The organism is Streptomyces sp. NPDC055078 (genome assembly GCF_053607985.1).
Map to the genome: position 1 here is coordinate 4,674 of NZ_JBSGUP010000056.1, position 19,108 is coordinate 23,781.

General features: G+C 72.0%; 19 protein-coding genes. 14 read left to right on the plus strand and 5 right to left on the minus strand.

Annotated elements, in window-relative coordinates; translation table 11 throughout:
• On the minus strand, nt 1-350 hold a 350-nt coding region (locus ACWF94_RS07730), incomplete at its 3' end, for a FadR/GntR family transcriptional regulator (protein ID WP_453485707.1).
• Between the two features lie 133 nt (nt 351-483).
• On the opposite strand from ACWF94_RS07730, the gene ACWF94_RS07735 reads away from it, so the two are divergent.
• The 4 genes from ACWF94_RS07735 to ACWF94_RS07750 all read left to right on the plus strand — a co-directional run bounded on the left by ACWF94_RS07735 (nt 484) and on the right by ACWF94_RS07750 (nt 3,222).
• Entirely contained in the window at nt 484-1,818 is a 1,335-nt protein-coding gene (locus ACWF94_RS07735) for a CynX/NimT family MFS transporter (RefSeq protein ID WP_453485709.1), read from the plus strand.
• A 272-nt stretch (nt 1,819-2,090) separates the two neighbouring features.
• Nucleotides 2,091-2,210 carry an SGM_5486 family transporter-associated protein gene (locus tag ACWF94_RS07740; RefSeq protein WP_453485711.1) on the plus strand — a complete coding sequence of 40 codons (120 nt, stop codon included), beginning with the start codon at nt 2,091-2,093 and terminating at the stop codon, nt 2,208-2,210.
• A 166-nt stretch (nt 2,211-2,376) separates the two neighbouring features.
• A complete protein-coding gene (locus ACWF94_RS07745; RefSeq protein ID WP_453485713.1) occupies nt 2,377-2,577 on the plus strand; it encodes a hypothetical protein in 201 nt (66 codons plus the stop codon).
• 93 nt (nt 2,578-2,670) lie between these two features.
• Entirely contained in the window at nt 2,671-3,222 is a 552-nt protein-coding gene (locus ACWF94_RS07750; RefSeq protein ID WP_453485715.1) for a SixA phosphatase family protein, read from the plus strand.
• 284 nt (nt 3,223-3,506) lie between these two features.
• Here ACWF94_RS07750 and serB read toward each other — a convergent pair whose 3' ends face one another.
• Nucleotides 3,507-4,724, minus strand: coding sequence for a phosphoserine phosphatase SerB (gene serB, locus ACWF94_RS07755; protein ID WP_453485717.1), 1,218 nt, complete (start codon nt 4,722-4,724; stop codon nt 3,507-3,509).
• Between the two features lie 427 nt (nt 4,725-5,151).
• Here serB and ACWF94_RS07760 point away from each other — a divergent pair, with 427 nt between their 5' ends.
• The 3 genes from ACWF94_RS07760 to ACWF94_RS07770 all read left to right on the plus strand — a co-directional run bounded on the left by ACWF94_RS07760 (nt 5,152) and on the right by ACWF94_RS07770 (nt 8,390).
• Nucleotides 5,152-6,201 (plus strand): alpha/beta hydrolase, encoded by a 1,050-nt coding sequence (locus ACWF94_RS07760; protein WP_453485719.1) that lies wholly within the window; start codon nt 5,152-5,154, stop codon nt 6,199-6,201.
• Complete coding sequence (locus tag ACWF94_RS07765; RefSeq protein WP_453485721.1) at nt 6,198-7,418, plus strand: acyltransferase family protein; 1,221 nt, start codon at nt 6,198-6,200, stop codon at nt 7,416-7,418. The genes ACWF94_RS07760 and ACWF94_RS07765 overlap by 4 nt, the downstream gene beginning before the upstream one ends.
• Before the next feature lie 150 nt (nt 7,419-7,568).
• Nucleotides 7,569-8,390: a serine hydrolase domain-containing protein gene (locus ACWF94_RS07770; protein WP_453485723.1), complete on the plus strand. Its 822-nt coding sequence runs from the start codon at nt 7,569-7,571 to the stop codon at nt 8,388-8,390.
• Between the two features lie 161 nt (nt 8,391-8,551).
• Here ACWF94_RS07770 and ACWF94_RS07775 read toward each other — a convergent pair whose 3' ends face one another.
• A complete protein-coding gene (locus ACWF94_RS07775) occupies nt 8,552-9,262 on the minus strand; it encodes a pirin family protein (RefSeq protein WP_453485725.1) in 711 nt (236 codons plus the stop codon).
• Between the two features lie 99 nt (nt 9,263-9,361).
• Between ACWF94_RS07775 and ACWF94_RS07780 the strand changes: the two genes are divergently transcribed.
• The 5 genes from ACWF94_RS07780 to fabF all read left to right on the plus strand — a co-directional run bounded on the left by ACWF94_RS07780 (nt 9,362) and on the right by fabF (nt 14,365).
• Entirely contained in the window at nt 9,362-10,564 is a 1,203-nt protein-coding gene (locus ACWF94_RS07780; RefSeq protein ID WP_453485727.1) for a PucR family transcriptional regulator, read from the plus strand.
• 89 nt (nt 10,565-10,653) lie between these two features.
• Nucleotides 10,654-11,595, plus strand: coding sequence for an ACP S-malonyltransferase (locus tag ACWF94_RS07785; protein WP_453485729.1), 942 nt, complete (start codon nt 10,654-10,656; stop codon nt 11,593-11,595).
• 35 nt (nt 11,596-11,630) lie between these two features.
• Nucleotides 11,631-12,632, plus strand: a complete 1,002-nt coding sequence (locus tag ACWF94_RS07790) for a beta-ketoacyl-ACP synthase 3 (RefSeq protein WP_453485731.1) — start codon at nt 11,631-11,633, stop codon at nt 12,630-12,632.
• Nucleotides 12,633-12,747: 115 nt separating this feature from the next.
• A complete protein-coding gene (locus tag ACWF94_RS07795; RefSeq protein ID WP_250918979.1) occupies nt 12,748-13,002 on the plus strand; it encodes an acyl carrier protein in 255 nt (84 codons plus the stop codon).
• Nucleotides 13,003-13,102: 100 nt separating this feature from the next.
• Nucleotides 13,103-14,365, plus strand: a complete 1,263-nt coding sequence (gene fabF, locus ACWF94_RS07800; protein ID WP_453485734.1) for a beta-ketoacyl-ACP synthase II — start codon at nt 13,103-13,105, stop codon at nt 14,363-14,365.
• 286 nt (nt 14,366-14,651) lie between these two features.
• Here the strand turns inward: fabF and ACWF94_RS07805 are convergent, their stop codons facing one another.
• Nucleotides 14,652-15,146, minus strand: coding sequence for a DUF3145 domain-containing protein (locus tag ACWF94_RS07805; RefSeq protein ID WP_453485736.1), 495 nt, complete (start codon nt 15,144-15,146; stop codon nt 14,652-14,654).
• A 259-nt stretch (nt 15,147-15,405) separates the two neighbouring features.
• Between ACWF94_RS07805 and ACWF94_RS07810 the strand changes: the two genes are divergently transcribed.
• Complete coding sequence (locus ACWF94_RS07810) at nt 15,406-16,329, plus strand: SGNH/GDSL hydrolase family protein (protein WP_453485738.1); 924 nt, start codon at nt 15,406-15,408, stop codon at nt 16,327-16,329.
• Between the two features lie 242 nt (nt 16,330-16,571).
• Nucleotides 16,572-17,873, plus strand: coding sequence for a pyroglutamyl peptidase (locus ACWF94_RS07815; RefSeq protein WP_453485742.1), 1,302 nt, complete (start codon nt 16,572-16,574; stop codon nt 17,871-17,873).
• A 115-nt stretch (nt 17,874-17,988) separates the two neighbouring features.
• Here ACWF94_RS07815 and ACWF94_RS07820 read toward each other — a convergent pair whose 3' ends face one another.
• Nucleotides 17,989-18,798 (minus strand): EI24 domain-containing protein, encoded by an 810-nt coding sequence (locus tag ACWF94_RS07820; RefSeq protein WP_453485740.1) that lies wholly within the window; start codon nt 18,796-18,798, stop codon nt 17,989-17,991.
• Between the last annotated feature and the right edge of the window lie 310 nt (nt 18,799-19,108).

The window sequence follows — 19,108 nt, forward strand, 5'->3', positions numbered from 1 at the left end:
GCGGGGCGCCGCCGGGCCCCCCCCGGGGGGGCCCACGACTCCAGGGTGCAGCGAACCTCGGCGACATCCCGGGGGCCGGCCTCGGCGAAGCGCCGGTGCATCACCCCCGCCAGCTCGCTCGTCGCCAGGACGTAGGTGCCCGAGCCCTGGCGGATGTCCAGCAGACCGTTGTGGGCGAGCGCGCGGACCGCCTCCCGGACGGTGTTGCGGGCCACGCCGAGCTGTTCCACCAGCTCCGGTTCGGTGGGGATGCGCGAGCCCACCGGCCACACGCCTGAGGTGATCTGGTTCCGCAGCTGGGCGATCACCTGATCGGTGAGCCCCGCGCGCCGGGGGGAGGTCAGAGACATCGTGCTCCTGGCTCAGTGGACAGCCGGTCCTGTTGAGAGTGTCGATGAACGGTGACGACGGCGAAAGAGGTGGTAAAGGTGACGGGGGTGAGAAATTGGACAGTCAATCATCCCATGATTCTATGATGTGCCCATGCCCGACGAGACCCGGACCCGGCTTGTGACCCAGGACCTCACCCCCACGGACCGTACAGATCTTCCGCACACGCCGCACCACTCACGCCCCTCGGTCTGGATCGCCCGGCTCGTCATGACGGCGCTCGTTCTCGCGTCCCTCAACCTCCGCCCCGCGATCACGAGCCTCGGCGCGCTCCTCGAAGAAGCCCGCGCCGGACTGGGCATGAGTGCCGGTGCCGCCGGCCTGCTCACCTCCGTACCGCCGCTCTGTTTCGCGGTCTTCGGGATCGCGGCGCCCCGGCTCGCCCGCCGCTTCGGGCCCAACGCCGTCGTCTGCGCGGGCATGGCAGCCATCGCGGCCGGGCTGCTGATCCGGCCCTTCGCGGGCGGTACGGCCGGGTTCCTCGCCGCCAGCGTCCTCGCACTGATGGGCATCGCCGTCAGCAACGTCCTGATGCCGGTGATCGTCAAGCGGTACTTCCCCGACCGGGTGGGCACGATGACCGGCCTGTACTCCATGGCCCTGGCGTTCGGTACCGGGATCGCCGCGGCCATCACCGTCCCCATGGCCGATGCGCTGGGCGGCGGTTGGCAGGCCGGTCTCGCCGCCTGGGCCGCCGTCGCGGTCGTCGCCGTGGTGCCCTGGCTCGCCCTGGTCCGCGACCGGGCGGGCGCCGGGGTCCACCCGGTCGCCGGCACCGCCCGGGACGTTTCCGCCGCTCGGGACGCTTCCGCCGTGAGGGTCGGCCGCAGCCCGACCGCCTGGGCGCTCACCTGCTACTTCGGACTCCAGAGCGCGGGCGCGTACATCACGATGGGGTGGATGCCGCAGATCTACCGGGACGCGGGCATTCCGGCCGGGACCGCGGGAATGCTGCTCGCCGTCACCATGGCGATGGGGGTGCCGCTCGCCTTCGTCATCCCCAGGCTCGCCACCCGGCTGACCAGCCAGGGCTCCATCGCCGCCGCCCTCGGACTGTCCGGTCTTGCCGGCTACGCGGGCCTGTACTCCGCCCCCGCCTCGGGCGCCTGGGCCTGGGCGCTGCTGCTCGGTGTCTCCAACTGCGCCTTCCCGCTCGCCCTCACCATGATCGGTATGCGGGCGCGGACCCCGGAGGGCGTCATACGGCTGTCGGCCTTCACCCAGTCCGCCGGCTATCTGATCGCCATCCCCGGGCCGCTGCTGGTGGGCGTTCTGTACCAGCACAGCGACGGCTGGGACCTTCCGATCATGCTCATGGCGGGGATGCTCGTACCGCAGATCGTGGTCGGCGTCCTCGCGGGCCGGAACCGGACGATCGAGGACGAGCACCGGCCACGGCGGGGGGCGGACCGGGCCGTCACGGGGTGACCGGCGACGGGAGGGGCGTACGGGGCCGAGTACTGGTCCGTCGGCTACGGAAGGGGGTGCGGGGCCGGGTACGGGTCCCGCCGGGCGGGGGAGCGACCGCTGATCCGGGTACGGGACCGGGGAGGCGGTCGCAGGTGGCCGGGTGATGCAGGTGGCCAGGGGCCGGGCGTCGGGTGCGGCCGGGTGACCAGGTGGCCGGGCGCCGGGTGCGGCCGGGCGGGGACGCCGGGGCCCGGTGACCGGTTCCGGAGCCCGGGTGCGAGACTGGCCTCATGCCACCACTGCTCGATCCGAACCCCCAGAACGGCCAGAAGAAGCTTCTCCTGGTCTTCGGCACGATGCTCGGCCTCTTCGTCGTCATGGGCATCATCGCCACCATCGCCTCACCCTGATACGGCCGTTGGTCTCCCCGGGCCGATGGTGGGGCTAGCACCACCATCCCCTAGGGGGCCAGGGTCAGGGGGAAGTGGGTGGATCACCGGATGGGCCCGAGGGCCCGGGATCCGTACGTTTGAAGTCATCGAACGCACAGCTACGGACCCCACCACGGAGGCGGCCATGTCGGCCCACACGCCCACCCCGTCCCGGACCGATGGCCGCGTCGACGTCCGCCTCCCCTGGTGGGCCCTGGCGCTGCCGATGCTCGCCTTCGCCGCCCTGCTCGTGCTGATCGTGGACCCCGCCCAGGCCCAGGCCGCGGGCACCGATCCGGCCGTCGGCGGACTGCTGGAGTACCTCAAGATCCTGCTGTCCCTCTGATTGCCGGGCGACCCGGCCGGATGATTCACCCGCGGCGGGGGAGCCGGTCAACACCCCGCGCCCGGCGGAGCGTTTCATGGGAAGCTGGGGTGCATGAGCGTCGCCACGTCTTCCGGAGGGACACCCCCCGGACCCCCCGAATCCCGCAGGATCGTCCTCCTCCGGCATGCGAAGGCCGACTGGCCGCAGGTGTCCGACCACGACCGCCCGCTCGCCGAGCGCGGACGCAAGGACGCGCCTGTCGCCGGCCGCCGCCTCGCCGACACCGGAATCGCGCTCGACCTGGCCCTGTGCTCCACCGCCGCCAGGACCCGCGAGACGTGGAAGCTGGCGGTGCAGGAGCTGCCGGACCGCCCCCGGACGGTGTACGAGGAGAGGCTGTACGAAGCATCCCTCGGCGAGATCATCGCCCTGCTGAACGAGGTCCCGGACGATGTGAGCAACCTCCTCGTCATCGGCCACAACCCCGGAATGCACGCGCTTGCCGACGCCCTCGCGGGGGAGGCGGTGGGCGACCATCTGCCCCGGATGAACCGCAGCGGATTCCCCACCTCGGCCTTCGCGGTGATCGGCTTCAGCGGCTCCTGGAAGACCGTGGAACACGGCGTCGGCACCCTGCTCGACTACTGGACGCCGCACGACTGAACCCGGGGGCCGGGACGGCTGGACCGGGGCCGGGCGAATCGGTCGGGGAGATGGAACCCGGTCGCGGTCGGACCAGGCGTGGGGAGAGCCGAACCGGTCGCGAGGGTCGGACGGCCGTCGCGAGGGTGGGACCCGGGTCGCGGGGGTCGGACCCGGACCTTGGCCCGGCTCGGACCCGGACCTTGGCCCGGGCTCGGGAGGGCTGAGCGTGGTCGTGAAGCCCCCGGTGCATCCCGCGCGCCGGGGCCTGCACGGCGCCTCCGTGGCCCTCGCGGCGCAGTCGGTCAGTGCTCGGCGTTCTCCCCGTCCGCCGCCTCGACCTCTTCACGGGTGATCCCCAGCAGATACAGCACGGTGTCCAGGAAAGGCACATTGACCGCCGCGTGCGCGGCCTCGCGGACCACGGGCTTCGCGTTGAACGCCACCCCGAGACCGGCGGCATTGAGCATGTCCAAATCGTTCGCGCCGTCGCCGATCGCCACCGTCTGCGCCAGTGGTACGCCCGCCTCGGCCGCGAATCTGCGCAGCAGCCGCGCCTTGCCCGCCCGGTCCACGATCTCCCCGGTCACCCGCCCGGTGAGCTTGCCGTCGACTATCTCCAGGGTGTTCGCCGAGGCGAAGTCCAGCCCCAGCCGCTCCTGGAGATCATCGGTGACCTGGGTGAATCCGCCCGACACCACGCCCACTTGGTACCCGAGCCGTTTGAGCGTACGGATCAGGGTGCGGGCGCCCGGAGTCATCCGGACCTCGGAGCGCACCTTTTCCACCACCGAGGCGTCCAGCCCCTCCAGCAGCGCCACGCGCGCGTGCAGGGACTGCTCGAAGTCCAGCTCACCCCGCATCGCCGCGGCCGTCACCTCGGCGACCTTGTCCTCGCACCCCGCGTGCGCGGCGAACAACTCGATGACCTCGTCCTGGATGAGCGTCGAGTCCACATCCATCACCACCAGCCGCTGCGCCCGGCGGTGCAGCCCCGCCGACACCACGGCCACATCGACGCCGATGCCCGCGGCGCCCGTCGCCAGCACCGTGCGCAGCGCCTCGGTCTCCGCCCCGGACACCGCGAACTCCACAGCGGTGACGGGGTACTTGGCGAGCCGGAAGATCCGGTCGATGTTTCCGCCGATGGATGTGATCATGGCCGCTATGGCCGCCGTCGACTCGGCCGTCAGCGGATGCCCGAGCACCGTGACATGGGAACGGCCACTGCCTCGCGGACGGTTGTCCCCCGTCCCCGAGATGATCTCGGCCTCCAGATTCAGCGAATCCGCCCAGCTGTGGACCGTCGCCCTCAGATCCCCCTCGCTGCCGGTCCCGCCACCGGGCGCCGTGACCAGGGCGCACAGCACGAGCCGGCCACGGGAGACCACCTGCTCGATATCGACGACATCGACGGAGTAGGCGGCGAGGGTGTCGAAGAGCCCGGCGGTGATCCCGGGACGGTCCTTCCCGAAGATCTTCACGAGAAGGGTGCGTACGTCTGAGATTTGCGAAGCGCTCATGGTTCCTCCACCGTATCGGGCGAAGGTTACGACGAGACGTCTCGTCCCGATCCCCGGACACCGGCCCGGCCCCGCGGCGGGGGGGCGCCTGCGGCGGGGAGGTCCGGGGCGGAGCCCCGGCGACCTGCCGCGCCGTCGGCTGACGCGCACCCCTGCGGGGTGTCCTCAAACGCCGGACGGGCTGAATATGCGCACCCGGCTGCGTTCATTCGGCCAGAGGCCAGGCTGAACCGGACCAGCTGAACCGGGCGGCTGAACCGGACCAGTTGAACCGGGCGGCTGACATTGCGCAGCCGGGTCCGCATGCGGATGGGACACCCCCTACCCCAGTAGCACCCGCGACCTGGCTCCCCGGCGTGATGCCCCCGCTCCCACCGTGTTCCTACCTTCCTCGCGTCACACCGACGCCGAAGGAAGGAGCGGGCAGATGCGCCGCTACAGAGGGAGCCGTTACCGGAGGACCCTGGTGGCCGCCGCGCTGGCGACCACCGTGGTCGCGGGGACCGCGGGCTGGGCGTCCGGCAGCTCGCAGCGGCCCGTCACCGGCCCGCCGCCGGGCAGCGACGCATGGATCGGTGACCGGTCACTCGGGAGGGCGCTGCCCGACCCCGGGACCGCCACCCCCGACGAGGTCGCCGCGTTCTTCGCCGCCCTGGACCCGGCGCAGCACCAGCATCTCGTCCGCCGCCACCCCCTCGTCGTCGGCAACCTCGACGGCGTCCCCGTCGCGCTGCGCTACCGGGCCAACTCCCTCGCCGTACAGGGGACACCGTTCGCGCGGCTGGGCGACCCCGGCCGGCGCATCCTCGCCTTCGACCCGCGCGGCCGGGGGCAGATCGCCGAGGTGTACGGGGATCTGGAGGGCGCCCGCCGGGTGTCCGTGATCGTGCCCGGTGCCGATATCGACGCCGGGACCTTCGACCGGGAGAACGACCCGTACGGCACCCCCGCCGGAATGGCGAAGTCCCTGCGCGCGGCCACCGGACCCACCACGGCCGTGATCGCGTGGACCGGTTACACCACCCCCGTCGGCGTCGGCCTGGACGCCGCCACCGGCGGCCTCGCCGAGGCCGGAGCCGTACGGCTGGCCCGGTTCACCGAGGGGCTGAAGGCCGTCAAGGCCCCCCGCCCGAGCCTGTTCTGCCACAGCTACGGATCGGTCGTCTGCGGTCTGGCCGCCGCCGAGGTCAACGCCTCGGACCTCGTCGTCCTCGGCTCCCCCGGTATGCGCGCGGGCTCCGCGCGCGAGCTGAACACCGACGCCCGGCTGTGGGCCGCCAAGGACGAATCCGACTGGATCTCCAAGATCCCCAACACCGAGTTCCTCGGGCTCGGTCACGGCGCGGACCCCGCCGGCCCCGGCTTCGGCGCCCGCCGGGTCCCCACCGAGCGCGCCGAGGGCCACACCGGCTACTTCGCCCCCGGCACCGACTCCCTCCAGACCTTCGCCGCCATCGCCCGAGGAGACGCCCGATGAAGCTCGCCGCGACCATCGAGAAGACCGCCGAGAAGATCGAGGCCCGCACCCCCGCCCACCGCGACCGCGCCATCGACGGTCTGCGCGCGGTCGCCCTGCTCGCCGTGCCCCTCGGGCACTGGCTCCTCGGCGGCTTCGACCTCGGGGACGACGGCGCGCTCCGCAACGCCAGCCCGCTCTCCGCCTTCGGCTTCTTCGCGCCCCTGAGCTGGGTGCTCCAGATGCTCGGCATCTTCTTCCTGGTCGGCGGCTTCGCCTCGGCGCTCTCGTACCGCCGCCACGAAGGCTCCACGGCCCAGTGGCTGCGGCAGCGCCTCGCCCGGCTCGGCCGGCCCGTGCTGGGTGTCACCGCCGTCTGGGCGGCGATGATTCCCGTGCTGTACGCGCTCGGGGTGCCCGGCACCACCCTGCGCACCGGGTCGACGCTGGTCGTCCAGCCGCTGTGGTTCGTGGGCGTCTACGCCGTGGTGACCGCGCTGACCCCGTACTGCGTACGCGCCGCCCGCAGGCTCGGCCCCTGGGCCGCCGCGCCCCTGCTGCTGTCCGTCGCGGTGGTCGACGTGCTGCGCTACGGCCCGGCCGCCGACGTCATGCCGTCGTGGCTGAGCATGCTGAACATCCTCCCCGGCTGGCTGTTCGCCTACCAGCTCGGGGTGAGCTGGGGCGAGGGCCGGATCACCAGGCGGCACGCCCGGGCCCTGCTCATCGGCGGTGCGGCGCTGTTCGCCGTACTGCTGCTGGTCTTCCACTACCCGGCGTCGATGGTCGGCGTCCCCGGTGAGGCGCGTACCAACTCCCACCCGCCGTCGCTGCTGGTCCTCGCACTGGCCGCCGCCCAGAGCGGCGCGGCGATCCTGCTGCGCGACCGGATCGCGAAACTGCTGGCGCGACCCGCGCTGTGGGCCCCGGTCGTCGTCATCAACCTCGCCGCGATGACGATCCTGTGCTGGCACCAGACGGCGATGCTGGCGGCGGCGGTCCCCGGCTCCTTCCTCGGTACGGTCCCGGGGCTGACGTCCGCCCCCGACACCCTGGGCTGGATCGCGGCCCGGGTGCTGTGGCTGCCGGTCTTCGCCGGTCTCCTCGTCCTCATCGCGCGGTACGCCCGCGGCTTCGAGTCCCCCTGGAAGGCCGGCACCCGTGCGGCCGGGGCGCGGCGCGCGGTCGCCGGACTGCTCGCGGCGGGGTTCGCGGTGTTCGCGCTGGGCCTGGCCTGACCGGTGCGGGTGGCGGTTCGCCTGAACACGGAACACGGGGTCGGCGGCGTGGGGGTGCGCCCGGCGCGGGTGCGGCGTCCCGGGGGTCCGGCGGGTCCATCCCGGGGGTGCGGCGGGTCCTTCCCGGGGCGGGCCCGTAGGCTCGGGGGCATGCAGAGCCTGGCGATGATCGAGAACTGGCCCGTGCCGACCGCGGCGGCGGCCGTCGTACGAGCCGACGGGACCGTCGCCGGTTCCCACGGCCCCCTCGGGCAGCGCTTCCCGCTCGCGTCGGTCACCAAGCCGCTCGCGGCGTACGCGGTCCTCGTCGCCCATGAGGAAGGTGCGGTCGAACTCGACGAACCGGCCGGGCCCGAGGGCTCCACGGTCCGCCATCTGCTCGCGCACACCTCGGGTCTGGCCTTCGACGAGCACCGGGTGACCGCTCCCGCGGGCACCCGGCGGATCTACTCCAACGCGGGCTTCGAGGTGCTCGCGGACCATGTGGCGAAGGCGACGGACATCCCGTTCGGGTCCTATCTGCGCCAGGCGGTGCTGGAGCCGCTGGGCATGGCGGCCACCACGCTGGAGGGCTCCCCCGCGAAGGACGGCGTCTCGACGGTCGAGGATCTGGTCCGGTTCGCCGCCGAGTTGCAGTCGCCTCGGCTGCTCGACGCCCGTACCGTCCTCGCGGCGATGACGGTCGTCCACCCCGGCCTGGACGGACTGCTCCCCGGCTACGGCCGGCAGCGGCCGAACGACTGGGGCCTCGGCTTCGAGATCCGCGACGGCAAGTCGCCGCACTGGACGGGGAGTTCGTCCTCGCCGCGCACCTTCGGCCACTTCGGCCAGTCGGGGACCTTCCTGTGGGTCGACCCGGACGCGGGCGCGGCCTGCGCGGTGCTCGGTGACCGGCCGTTCGGGCCCTGGGCGATCGAGGCGTGGCCGCCCTTCACGGACGCGGTCCTCGCCGAACTGCGGGCATCCGCCTGAGACGCACAGGGCCAGGGGTCCGCACAAGGCCAGGGGCACTCGTAGGACAGGGGCCCTCGTAAGACAGGGATCCGTGCAGGACAGGGGTCCGCGCAGGACAGGGATCCGCGCAGGACAGGGATCCGCGCAGGACAGGGGCTCGTGGAAGCGAACGGCCGGGATCAGCCCCGCATCTCCCAGATGAGCACCTCGGCCGGGTCGGCCACGCCCGGTGCGGTCGGTGCGGTCGGTGCGGCCAGCGCGCTCAGTTCCAGCCCTTCGCCGCCCGTGATCCGCGCCGCGTCCCCCGGCCCCAGTTCCGCGTCCGCGCCCCGGACCCCGTCCGCCAGCCGCACCCTCCCGCGCACCACATGGAGATAGACCGCGGGCGCCCCCGGGACCGCCACCCGCTCTCCGGCACCGAGCGTGCGGGCGTGGAGCAGGGCGCCCGCCCCCGGCAGCGCGTACGGTGCCGGGCCCGCGGCCCCGCGCACGATCTCGTACGAGGGGTCCCCGCCGGGCGACAGCGGTGCCAGCCACATCTGGACGAAGACCAGGGGCACATCCGCTTCGTTGCGCTCCTGGTGGCGCACGCCGCCCGCCGAACTGAGCCGCTGGAGGTCCCCGGGCCGTACGACGGTGGTGTGGCCCGCCGAGTCACGGTGGGTCAGTTCGCCCTCGACGACCCAGGTGACGATCTCGGTGTGGCTGTGCGGATGCTCGGCGAAGCCCGCGCCCGGCGCGAGACGTTCCTCGTTGCAGGCGATGAGCGCACCGAAGCGGACATTGTCCGGGTCGTAGTGCGATCCGAAGGAGAAGGCGTGCCGGGTGTCGATCCCCGAGCCGGGTTCGCCCCCTCGATAGCGGTCGGCCGAGCGCCGTACGTCGATCACTCACCCACCGTAGCGTCCGCCACGGGGGACTTCGCCGGCCTCCGCCACTGGGGCGGCGTCGTGGGCGGTTGAACCCCGGCACGCTGCGCCGGCGTCCTGATGAGGCACTCTTGTCCCGTGCCCGAACCTTCCGCGAACGACGCCCACCCTCACCCCGCGACCCTGCGCAGACTGGAGAAGTCATCCGGCCGGCTCGCCGCGAATGCCATCGCGCGTATGGACGAGTCGCTCCCCTGGTACCGGGCGATGCCCCCGGAGAACCGGTCGTGGATCGGTCTGGTCGCCCAGGCCGGAATCGCCGCGTTCACCGAGTGGTTCCGGCATCCGGAGACCCCTCAGGCCATCTCGACCGATGTCTTCGGCACCGCCCCGCGCGAGCTGACCCGGGCGATCACCCTGCGGCAGACCGTGGAGATGGTCCGTACGACCATCGAGGTCATGGAGGCGGCGATCGAGGAGGTCGCCGCGCCGGGCGACGAGTCGGTGCTCCGGGAGGCGCTGCTCGTCTACGCGCGGGAGATCGCCTTCGCGACCGCCCAGGTGTACGCGCAGGCCGCCGAGGCCCGTGGCGCCTGGGACGCCCGGCTGGAGTCGCTGGTGGTCAACGCGGTGCTGTCCGGCGAGGCCGACGAGGGCGCCGTCTCCCGGGCCGCCGCGCTCGGCTGGAACTCGCCCGACCATGTCTGTGTCATCCTCGGCACCGCGCCCGACGGCGACAGCGAGCTGACCGTCGAGGCGATCCGCCGGGCCGCCCGGCACGCCAAGCTCCAGGTGCTCACCGGGGTGCTCGGGAACCGGCTGGTCGTGATCGCGGGCGGCAGCGACAATCCGCTCCAGGTCGCCAAGGCCCTGATCGGGCCCTATGCGGCGGGGCCGGTGGTCGCCGGTCCCGTGGTCCCCGATCTGCTCGCCGCCACCAGGTCGGCGCAGGCCGCCGCGGCCGGGCTCAAGGCGTGTTCGGCCTGGCAGGACGCGCCGCGCCCGGTTCTGGCGGACGATCTGCTGCCGGAGCGCGCGATCGCCGCCGACCCTGCCGCGCGGGACCAATTGGTGGAGGAGATCTACAGACCACTGGAGGAGGCCGGATCGGCGCTCCTGGAAACGCTCAGTGTGTATCTGGAACAGGCAAGCAGTCTGGAAGGCGCGGCGCGGATGCTGTTTGTTCACCCCAACACCGTGCGCTACCGGCTGCGACGTGTGACAGACGTCACCGGATGGTCACCCTCCGATGTCCGCTCCGCCTTTACGCTGCGAATCGCCCTCATCCTCGGGCGCTTGGCCGACGGAGATCCACAGTCCTAGACTTTTGTGGGACACCAACAATTACCCTGACGGTTCTTCGTCCCTGTCCCCACGGGCGTACCGGGCCGTAGACAAGAGAGAGTGTGAGAGTGCTCGTACTCGTCGCTCCAGGCCAAGGCGCTCAGACGCCCGGCTTCCTGACTCCCTGGCTCGATCTGCCCGGTGCCGGTGACCGCATCGCGGCCTGGTCCGAGGCCATCGGCCTCGATCTCGCGCACTACGGCACCAAGGCCGACGCGGACGAGATCCGCGACACCGCGGTGGCCCAGCCGCTGCTGGTGGCCGCCGGGCTGCTGTCCGCGTCCGCGCTCGGCGACACCGTCGGCATCGGTGACATCGACGGCATCGCGCCGGGCGCCGTCGCCGGTCACAGCGTCGGCGAGATCACCGCCGCCGCGTTCGCGGGTGTCGTGGACGACACCGCCGCGCTCGGCTTCGTCCGCACCCGGGGGCTGGCGATGGCCGAGGCCGCCGCCGTCACCGAGACCGGTATGGCGGCCGTTCTCGGCGGGGACCCCGAGGGGGTCGTGGCCCATCTCGAAGGGCTCGGGCTGACCGCGGCCAATGTGAACGGCGCGGGCCAGATCGTCGCCGCCGGCACCGCCGCCCAGCTCGCCGCGCTCGCGGCGGACAAGCCGGAGAAGGCGCGGGTCATCGCGCTGAAGGTGGCCGGGGCGTTCCATACGCGCCATATGGCGCCCGCCGTTGCGGTCCTGGAGGACGCGGCGGCGAAGCTGTCGGTCGCCGACCCCGTACTGCCCTATGTCTCGAACCGGGACGGCGCGGTCGTCGCTTCCGGTGGCGAGGTCGTGTCCCGGCTGGTCGGCCAGGTGGCCAACCCGGTCCGCTGGGACCTGTGCATGGAGACCTTCGCCGCGCGCGGGGTCACCGCGCTGATCGAGGTGTGCCCCGGGGGCACCCTCGTCGGTCTCGCCAAGCGCGCCCTCCCGGGTGTGCGGACCCTCGCGCTCAAGACGCCCGACGACCTCGATGCCGCCCGGACCCTCGTCGCCGAGCACGCAGCAGCCTGACGCTGGACCCCAGCCGGACAAGGAGAGCCGTAGAGATGGCGAAGATCAAGCCGAGCAAGGGCGCCCCTTACGCCCGCATCATGGGTGTCGGCGGCTACCGGCCGGTGCGGGTGGTGCCGAACGAGGTGATCCTTGAGACGATCGACTCGTCCGACGAATGGATCCGCTCCCGCTCGGGCATCGCCACCCGCCACTGGGCCTCCGACGAGGAGACCGTGAGCGCGATGTCCGTGGAGGCGGCGGGCAAGGCGATCGCCGACGCGGGGATCACTCCGCAGCAGATCGACGGTGTGGTCGTGTCCACGGTGTCGCACTTCAAGCAGACTCCGGCGGTCGCCACCGAGATCGCGGACCGGATCGGCGCGATCAAGCCCGCGGCCTTCGACATCTCGGCGGGATGCGCGGGCTTCGGCTACGGACTCACCGTCGCCAAGGGCATGATCGTCGAGGGTTCGGCAGAGTACGTCCTGGTCATCGGCGTGGAACGGCTCAGCGATCTGACCGATCTGGAGGACCGGGCGACGGCGTTCCTGTTCGGCGACGGCGCGGGCGCGGTCGTCGTGGGCCCCGCCAAGGAGCCGATGATCGGCCCCACGGTCTGGGGCTCCGAGGGCGACAAGTCCGACACCATCACCCAGACCGTGCCCTGGTCGGACTTCCGCAACGGCCCCGTGGAGCGGTTTCCCGCCATTACGCAGGAGGGTCAGGCGGTCTTCCGCTGGGCCGTGTTCGAGATGGCGAAGGTCGCCCAGCAGGCGCTGGACGCGGCCGGGATCAGCCCGGACGACCTGGATGTCTTCATCCCGCACCAGGCGAATATGCGGATCATCGACTCGATGGTGAAGACTCTGAAACTGCCGGAACACGTCACGGTCGCCCGTGATGTGGAGACCACCGGCAACACCTCGGCCGCCTCGATCCCGCTCGCCATGGAGCGGCTTCTGGCGACCGGGCAGGCCAAGAGCGGCGACACGGCGCTCGTCATCGGTTTCGGGGCGGGTCTCGTCTACGCAGCAACGGTCGTTACCCTCCCCTAGGCAACCGGATCGTCCGGGCCGGTTCCCCGACCGGATTCCGGGCCGGTTCCAGGACTGGCTGCCGGACCTTCCGGACGCCACACCCTCTCTGATCACAGAATCGAAGGAGCGCCACATGGCCGCCACGCAGGAAGAGATCGTTTCCGGTCTCGCGGAGATCGTCAACGAGATCGCCGGTATCCCGGTCGAGGACGTCCAGCTGGACAAGTCCTTCACCGACGACCTGGACGTCGACTCGCTGTCCATGGTCGAGGTCGTCGTCGCCGCCGAAGAGCGCTTCGACGTCAAGATCCCCGACGACGACGTCAAGAACCTGAAGACCGTCGGTGACGCGGCTGACTACATCGCGAAGCACCAGGTCGCCAAGTAAGTCGCCGAGTCACCGGCCTGATTCTCAAGGCGCGCTTGTCGCCACCCGACGGTGGCGTCGTGAACATTCAGCACCCTCTACACGTGGAGAAAGAATTCCTGTGAGCTCGACCAATCGCACCGTGGTCGTCACCGGTATCGGCGCAACCACACCGTTGGGTGGCGACAGCGCATCGACCTGGGAGGGTCTGCTCGCCGGACGCTCCGGAGCGAAGCTCCTCGCGGACGAGCGCTTCGCCGACCTCCCGGTCCGGATCGCCGCGCTCGCGGCGGTCGACCCGGGTGAGGTGCTGCCCCGTCCGCTGGCCCGGAAGCTGGACCGCTCGGCGCAGTTCGCGCTGATCGCGGCCAGAGAGGCGTGGGCGGACGCGGGCTACACCGGTCCGGCCGGTGAGGACGAGAAGATCACGCCGACCCGGCTGGGCGCGGTGATCGCCTCGGGCATCGGCGGGGTGACGACCCTGCTCGACCAGTTCGACGTACTCAAGGAGAAGGGCGCGCGCCGGGTCTCCCCGCACACCGTGCCCATGCTCATGCCGAACGGCCCCTCGGCCAATGTCGGCCTTGAGGTGAACGCCCAGGCCGGCGTGCACGCCATGGTCTCCGCCTGCGCCTCCGGCGCCGAGGCGATCGGCTACGCCGTCGAGATGATCCGCAACGGCCGCGCCGATGTGGTGATCGCCGGTGGTACGGAGGCGGCGATCCATCCGCTGCCGGTGGCCGCCTTCGCCAACATGATGGCCATGTCGAAGAACAACGACGAGCCCGAGAAGGCGTCGCGCCCCTACGACACGGCACGGGACGGTTTCGTCCTCGGCGAGGGCGCGGGCGTTGTCGTCCTGGAGTCCGCCGAGCACGCGTCCCGGCGCGGCGCGAGGGTCTACTGCGAGGTGCTCGGCCAGGGCCTGTCCGCCGACAGCCATCACATCGCGCAGCCCGAGCCGACGGGTCGCGGGATCGCGGCGGCGATGCGCAATCTGCTGGAGTCGACCGACCTCAAGCCCGCGGAGGTGGTCCACCTCAACGCGCACGCGACCTCGACGCCGCTGGGCGATGTGGCCGAGGTGAAGGCGCTGCGGCAGGTCCTCGGCGACGACCTCGACCATGTCGCGGTCTCCGCGACGAAGTCGATGACGGGTCATCTGCTCGGTGGCGCGGGCGGGATCGAGACGGTCGCCACGGTGCTGGCGCTGTACCACCGCATCGCCCCGCCGACGATCAACGTCGATGACCTGGACGCGGAGGTCGACGCCGACATCGTGCGCGGCGAGCCGCGTCCGCTGCCGGAGGGCACCATCGCGGCGATCAACAACTCGTTCGGTTTCGGCGGCCACAACGTGGTGCTGGCCTTCCGCACGGTCTGACCCGCCGGTCTGACCCGCGCCGCCTCAGCCTCAAGGGCCCGCACCCGGTGTCGGTGCGGGCCCTGCCCATGCCGGGCCACCGAGTTTCACGCCCGGCCCACGCGGTGCGGTGCGGTGCGTCGGCTGCCGCGCACGCCCTGCGGGCGTGTCCTCAATCGCCGGACGGGCTGGAGTTGCGCACCCGGGTGCGTGCATTCGGGCGGATTCAGCCCCGCTGGGGGCAGCCCTCCCAGGGCAGAGGTACCAGGGCAGGGGGTCCCAGGGCAGGGGGTCCCAGGGCAGGGGGTCAGACCACCTGGTGGAGCCAGCGGACCGGGGCGCCCTCGCCCGCGTGGCGGAAGGGCTCCAGCTCGTCGTCCCAGGGTTTCCCGAGGAGCTTCTCGATCTCGGCGTCCAGCCCGGCCTCGCCCTGCGCGGACCTCAGCAGCGCCGCCCGCAGCCGGTCCTCAGGGATCAGGATGTCGCCGTGCATCCCGGTGACCGCGTGAAAGATCCCCAGCTCCGGGGTCGCGCTGTAGCGCTCACCCTCCGCCGTGGCGCACGGCTCGGCCGTGACCTCGAAGCGGAGCAGATGCCACCCGCGCAGCGCCGAGGCGAGTTTGGACGCGGTGCCCGCCTCACCGCGCCAGGAGAACTCCGCTCTCCAGGTGCCCGGGGACGCGGGCTGACGGACCCAGTCGAGCTGGACCCGTACCCCGAGCACACCCGCGATCGCCCATTCGACGTGCGGGCACAGTGCGCGGGGTGCGGAGTGAACGTACAGAACGCCACGTGTCGTCACCGGAACCTCCAGTGTGGGACGAGGATCGCCTTCCCAGCGGCCCTCAGTAAACAGCATCGGGAGTTAATCTCCACAAAAGGGACAGTATGTGACGCGATGTAACTTACCGGAGCCGATGGCTCGGCGCCTCTGGGGCGACGGGGAAAAGCTACCGTGCGTAGGCACCTGCCGGGTGACGTAACCTCGGTCCAGGAGCCGTACGCACCAAGCTTTCACTCGGCAGGACCTCGGGGGCAGGCGAATACGGAGGGGAACGGGGATGCGCGAGCGGCGCGAAAGCCATAAATCCACCCGGTCGCGACGGGGGCTGACGACCACGGCCCTCACCGCGACCGCTGTCGTTACCGCCGGTGTGCTCACAGGATGTGACACATCGTCCGGTCCGCAGACGCAGGGCGCGCCGGCGAAGAAGCGCGCCGCGGCGCCGGTCTGGGACCGCAGCCCGGGTTCCATCGCCGCCGTGGGCGACTCCATCACCCGGGGTTTCGACGCCTGTGTGGTCCTCTCGGACTGCCCCGAGGTCTCCTGGGCCACCGGGACGGACGCGACCGTACGCAGCCTGGCGCTGCGGCTGATCGGCGAGCCCGCCGTGATCGCCGAACGGGCCTGGAACTACGCGCGTACGGGCGCCGATGCCGACGACCTCCCCGGGCAGATGGCCAAGGCCGCGGCCCGCAAACCCGAACTGGTCACCGTGATGGTCGGTGCGAACGACGCCTGCGCGGACTCGACGGACCAGATGACACCGGTCGCGGACTTCCGGGCATCGTTCGAGGGTGCGCTGCGGGAGTTGCGGCGTACGGCCCCCAGGACCCAGGTGTATGTGTCCAGCGTGCCGGATCTGAAGCGGCTGTGGGCGACCGGGCGGGACAATCCGCTGGGCCGGTCGATCTGGAATCTGGGCATCTGCACCACCATGCTGGGCGACGCGAAGGATCTCAGCGCCAAGGCGAACCAGCGGCGGGACATGGTGCACGACCGGGTGGTGGCGTACAACGCCGTACTGAAGGACGTCTGCGGGAAGGACGCACGCTGCCGGTACGACGGCGGGGCGGTGTTCGACTACCGCTTCAGCGAGGATCTGCTGAGCCGCTGGGACTGGTTCCATCCGAGCAAGGACGGCCAGGGGGCACTGGCGGAGATCGCGTACCGCAACATCACGGCGAGCGAACCCCCGGCCTGAGCCCCCGTCCCGGTCGTCCGCCGGTTCGGCGCGCCGTCCCGGGCGTCCCTCCGGTCGGCGCCCCGGTACTCGTCGTCCCGGTCGCCGCCCCGGCCCCCGTCCGGATCGTCACCCCGATCGCCGCTTGCGTCATGGGCACTGGCCGAAATGGCCAGGGTAGCCAGGGCAGTGATCGCCTGGTGATACTTCCGCCACCCCGACGGAAGGATTCCTCCGTGTCCCCGATTTCTCCGGTGTCGCCGATGTCCCCGGCGTCCACGGCGTCCCCGATACACGCCCGCGCGACCGTGGTCACCGCCGTGTTGGCCGCGGCTCTCACGCTCGCCGCCCCGCTGCCCGCCCGGGCGGCGGCACCGGCCCCGGGCCCGGCAGCCGCGGCCGCACCCGCACCCGCGGCCGCGCCCGCGGTCACCGTGGAGGAGGCCCGGCTCGACGGGGCCGTGCCCCGGGAGATTCTGCGGCGCGGCGGGTTCCACACCGTGGCGCCCCGGTTCGCCGGCGCGCTGGACGGTGCCCGGTCCTACCGGCAGGCCGCGCGGGCCGTCGGGCGCCATGGCTCGTCGCTCTGGGACCGCGCGGTGGACCGGGCGCAGGGGCGCGGGCCCGCGCGGGGGGATCTGAGCCGGGACGACGACCGGCCGCTGTACTGGGCACGGCTGGCCATGACACGGGAGCTGCGCCAGTGGCAGCCGGGATTCGCTGTGACGGACAGCCAGCGGGCCCGGCTCCTCGACCGGCTGGAGCGCTCCTCACGCGGGCAGGACTCACTGGACCTGCCGGGGGCGGACCGAGGCGTCAAGCGGGTGGTGATGACCGGTTTCGACCCGTTCACCCTGGACCGGGACATCCGGATCAGCAATCCGTCCGGGGCGGCGGCACTGGCCCTGGACGGGACCCTGATCCGTACGGCGGACGGTCCGGCCAGGATCGAGACCGCGGTCTTCCCGGTGCGCTGGCGGGACTTCGCGGACGGCACGGTGGAGCGGACGCTGCGGGCGAAACTGCCGAAGGCGGATCTGTTCACCACGGTCAGTCAGGGCCGGGCGGGCCGGGTGGACATCGAGCGGACGAACGGGGCGTGGCGGGGTGGGTTCCCGGACAATGAACGGGTCTCGCGCCGGGAGACCGTACCGGTGAGCGATCCGGCGTCGCAGCCGCAGTGGACCTCGTCGACGCTGCCGTACGCGGCGATCCTGGCGGCGGACACGGGCCGCTTCCCGGTCTACGACAACACGACGGTGACTCAGATCCCGGCGGGCGGCACCGCTCCGGTCGTCTCCCCCGGCGGCCCCACGCCCGGTTCGACCGCCCGTGCGGGCGGTGGCGGCGACTATCTGTCGAACGAGATCGCGTACCGGGCGACGCTGCTGCGGGACCGGCTGGGCCTGACGGTCCCGGGCGGGCATGTGCACACCCCGGTGCTGGAGTTCGGCACGGGCAACACGACGGAGATCACCGACCCGGTGTTCGTACGGAACCGGCTGGACATCGTCGCGCAGGTGCGGGAGATCATCCGGGTGTCGGCCAGCGACGCGTCGGACTGAGCCACCGCCGGGCCCGGGGGCGAGTGCGGGTTTCGGGTACGGGCCCGGGATGGGTCCGGGGCCGGGCCCGGCCCCGGGTCCGGCCCCGGGTACGGAAGCCGCGCTGCACGGCCCGTCAGTCCTTGCGGAGGCGCGACACCTCGGGCGGCGGACCGGCGGGGCGCGCGGCACCGGCCGGCTTCGGTGCGGGGGCCGGGGCGATGTCCCGGACCATCAGGGTCGCGCCCGCCACCGCGCCCGGCATCAGGAACACCGCGACGAACGGGACCAGGAACGCCAGCGCGAGCGGCACACCGAAGCCGAGGGTCATCATCCGGCGGCCCTTCAGCAGTACGAGCCGCTCCCGCAGCTCGACACCGCGCCGCTGGAGGGCGACGGCGGTCAGCTCCTCGGCGAGGAAGAAGCCGGTGACACAGAAACCGACGACCGGGACCACGGTCTGGCCGATGACCGGGACGAACCCGAACGCGAAGAGCAGGATTCCGTACACCACGACCCGCAGGACGACCCGCAGTGAGTCACGGGCGGAGATCCACAGTTCGCGCCAGAGCGGCAGCCCGGATTCCGGTACGTCGCCGCCCTCGTCGCGGTCGACCTGCTCGGACAGCGACTCGTAGAAGGGCTGGCCGACCAGCAGGGTGACGGCCGTGAAGGTGATGACGGCGAGGAACAGGCCGAGGACGAACAGCAGCGCGGTCAGCGCCCCGCGCAGGAGTCCGGGCCAGGGCGAGGACCAGTCGTCGGCGAACGGGGTCGCCCAGCCGACCAGACCGTCCGCGCCCTGGATGAGACCGACCAGCGCGCCCGCGTACAGCAGCAGCGTCAGCAGTCCGGGCAGCAGCCCGAAACCGAACCACCGGCCGTGGGCGCCGACCCAGCGCTGGCCCTTCATCAGATAGCCGAAGCCCACGCCGAGATCACGCATGTCCCCAGCCTATCGGGGAGGCCGGACGGGACCTCCCGGCCGCTGGAGCACGGCGGCGGGCGCGGGCCGCGCGGCTGAACGAGGGAACGGGACAGGGCACTGGACAACGGCGTCGGACAGAAGCTGGGTGGGTTTCGGAATGCGGCCGGAACGGGAGGAATGACCCGGCCGGGCAGACCTCCGCAGGTGTCCGGAACCGGGTCGGTCGAGACGCCTGAGACAGGGCCCAACCTATTTCGTATGAAACACCCCTTGATTGTTCATCAGGTCAGCAGGTAGACCCCTGGCTACTGATCGCCGCGACCTTTCG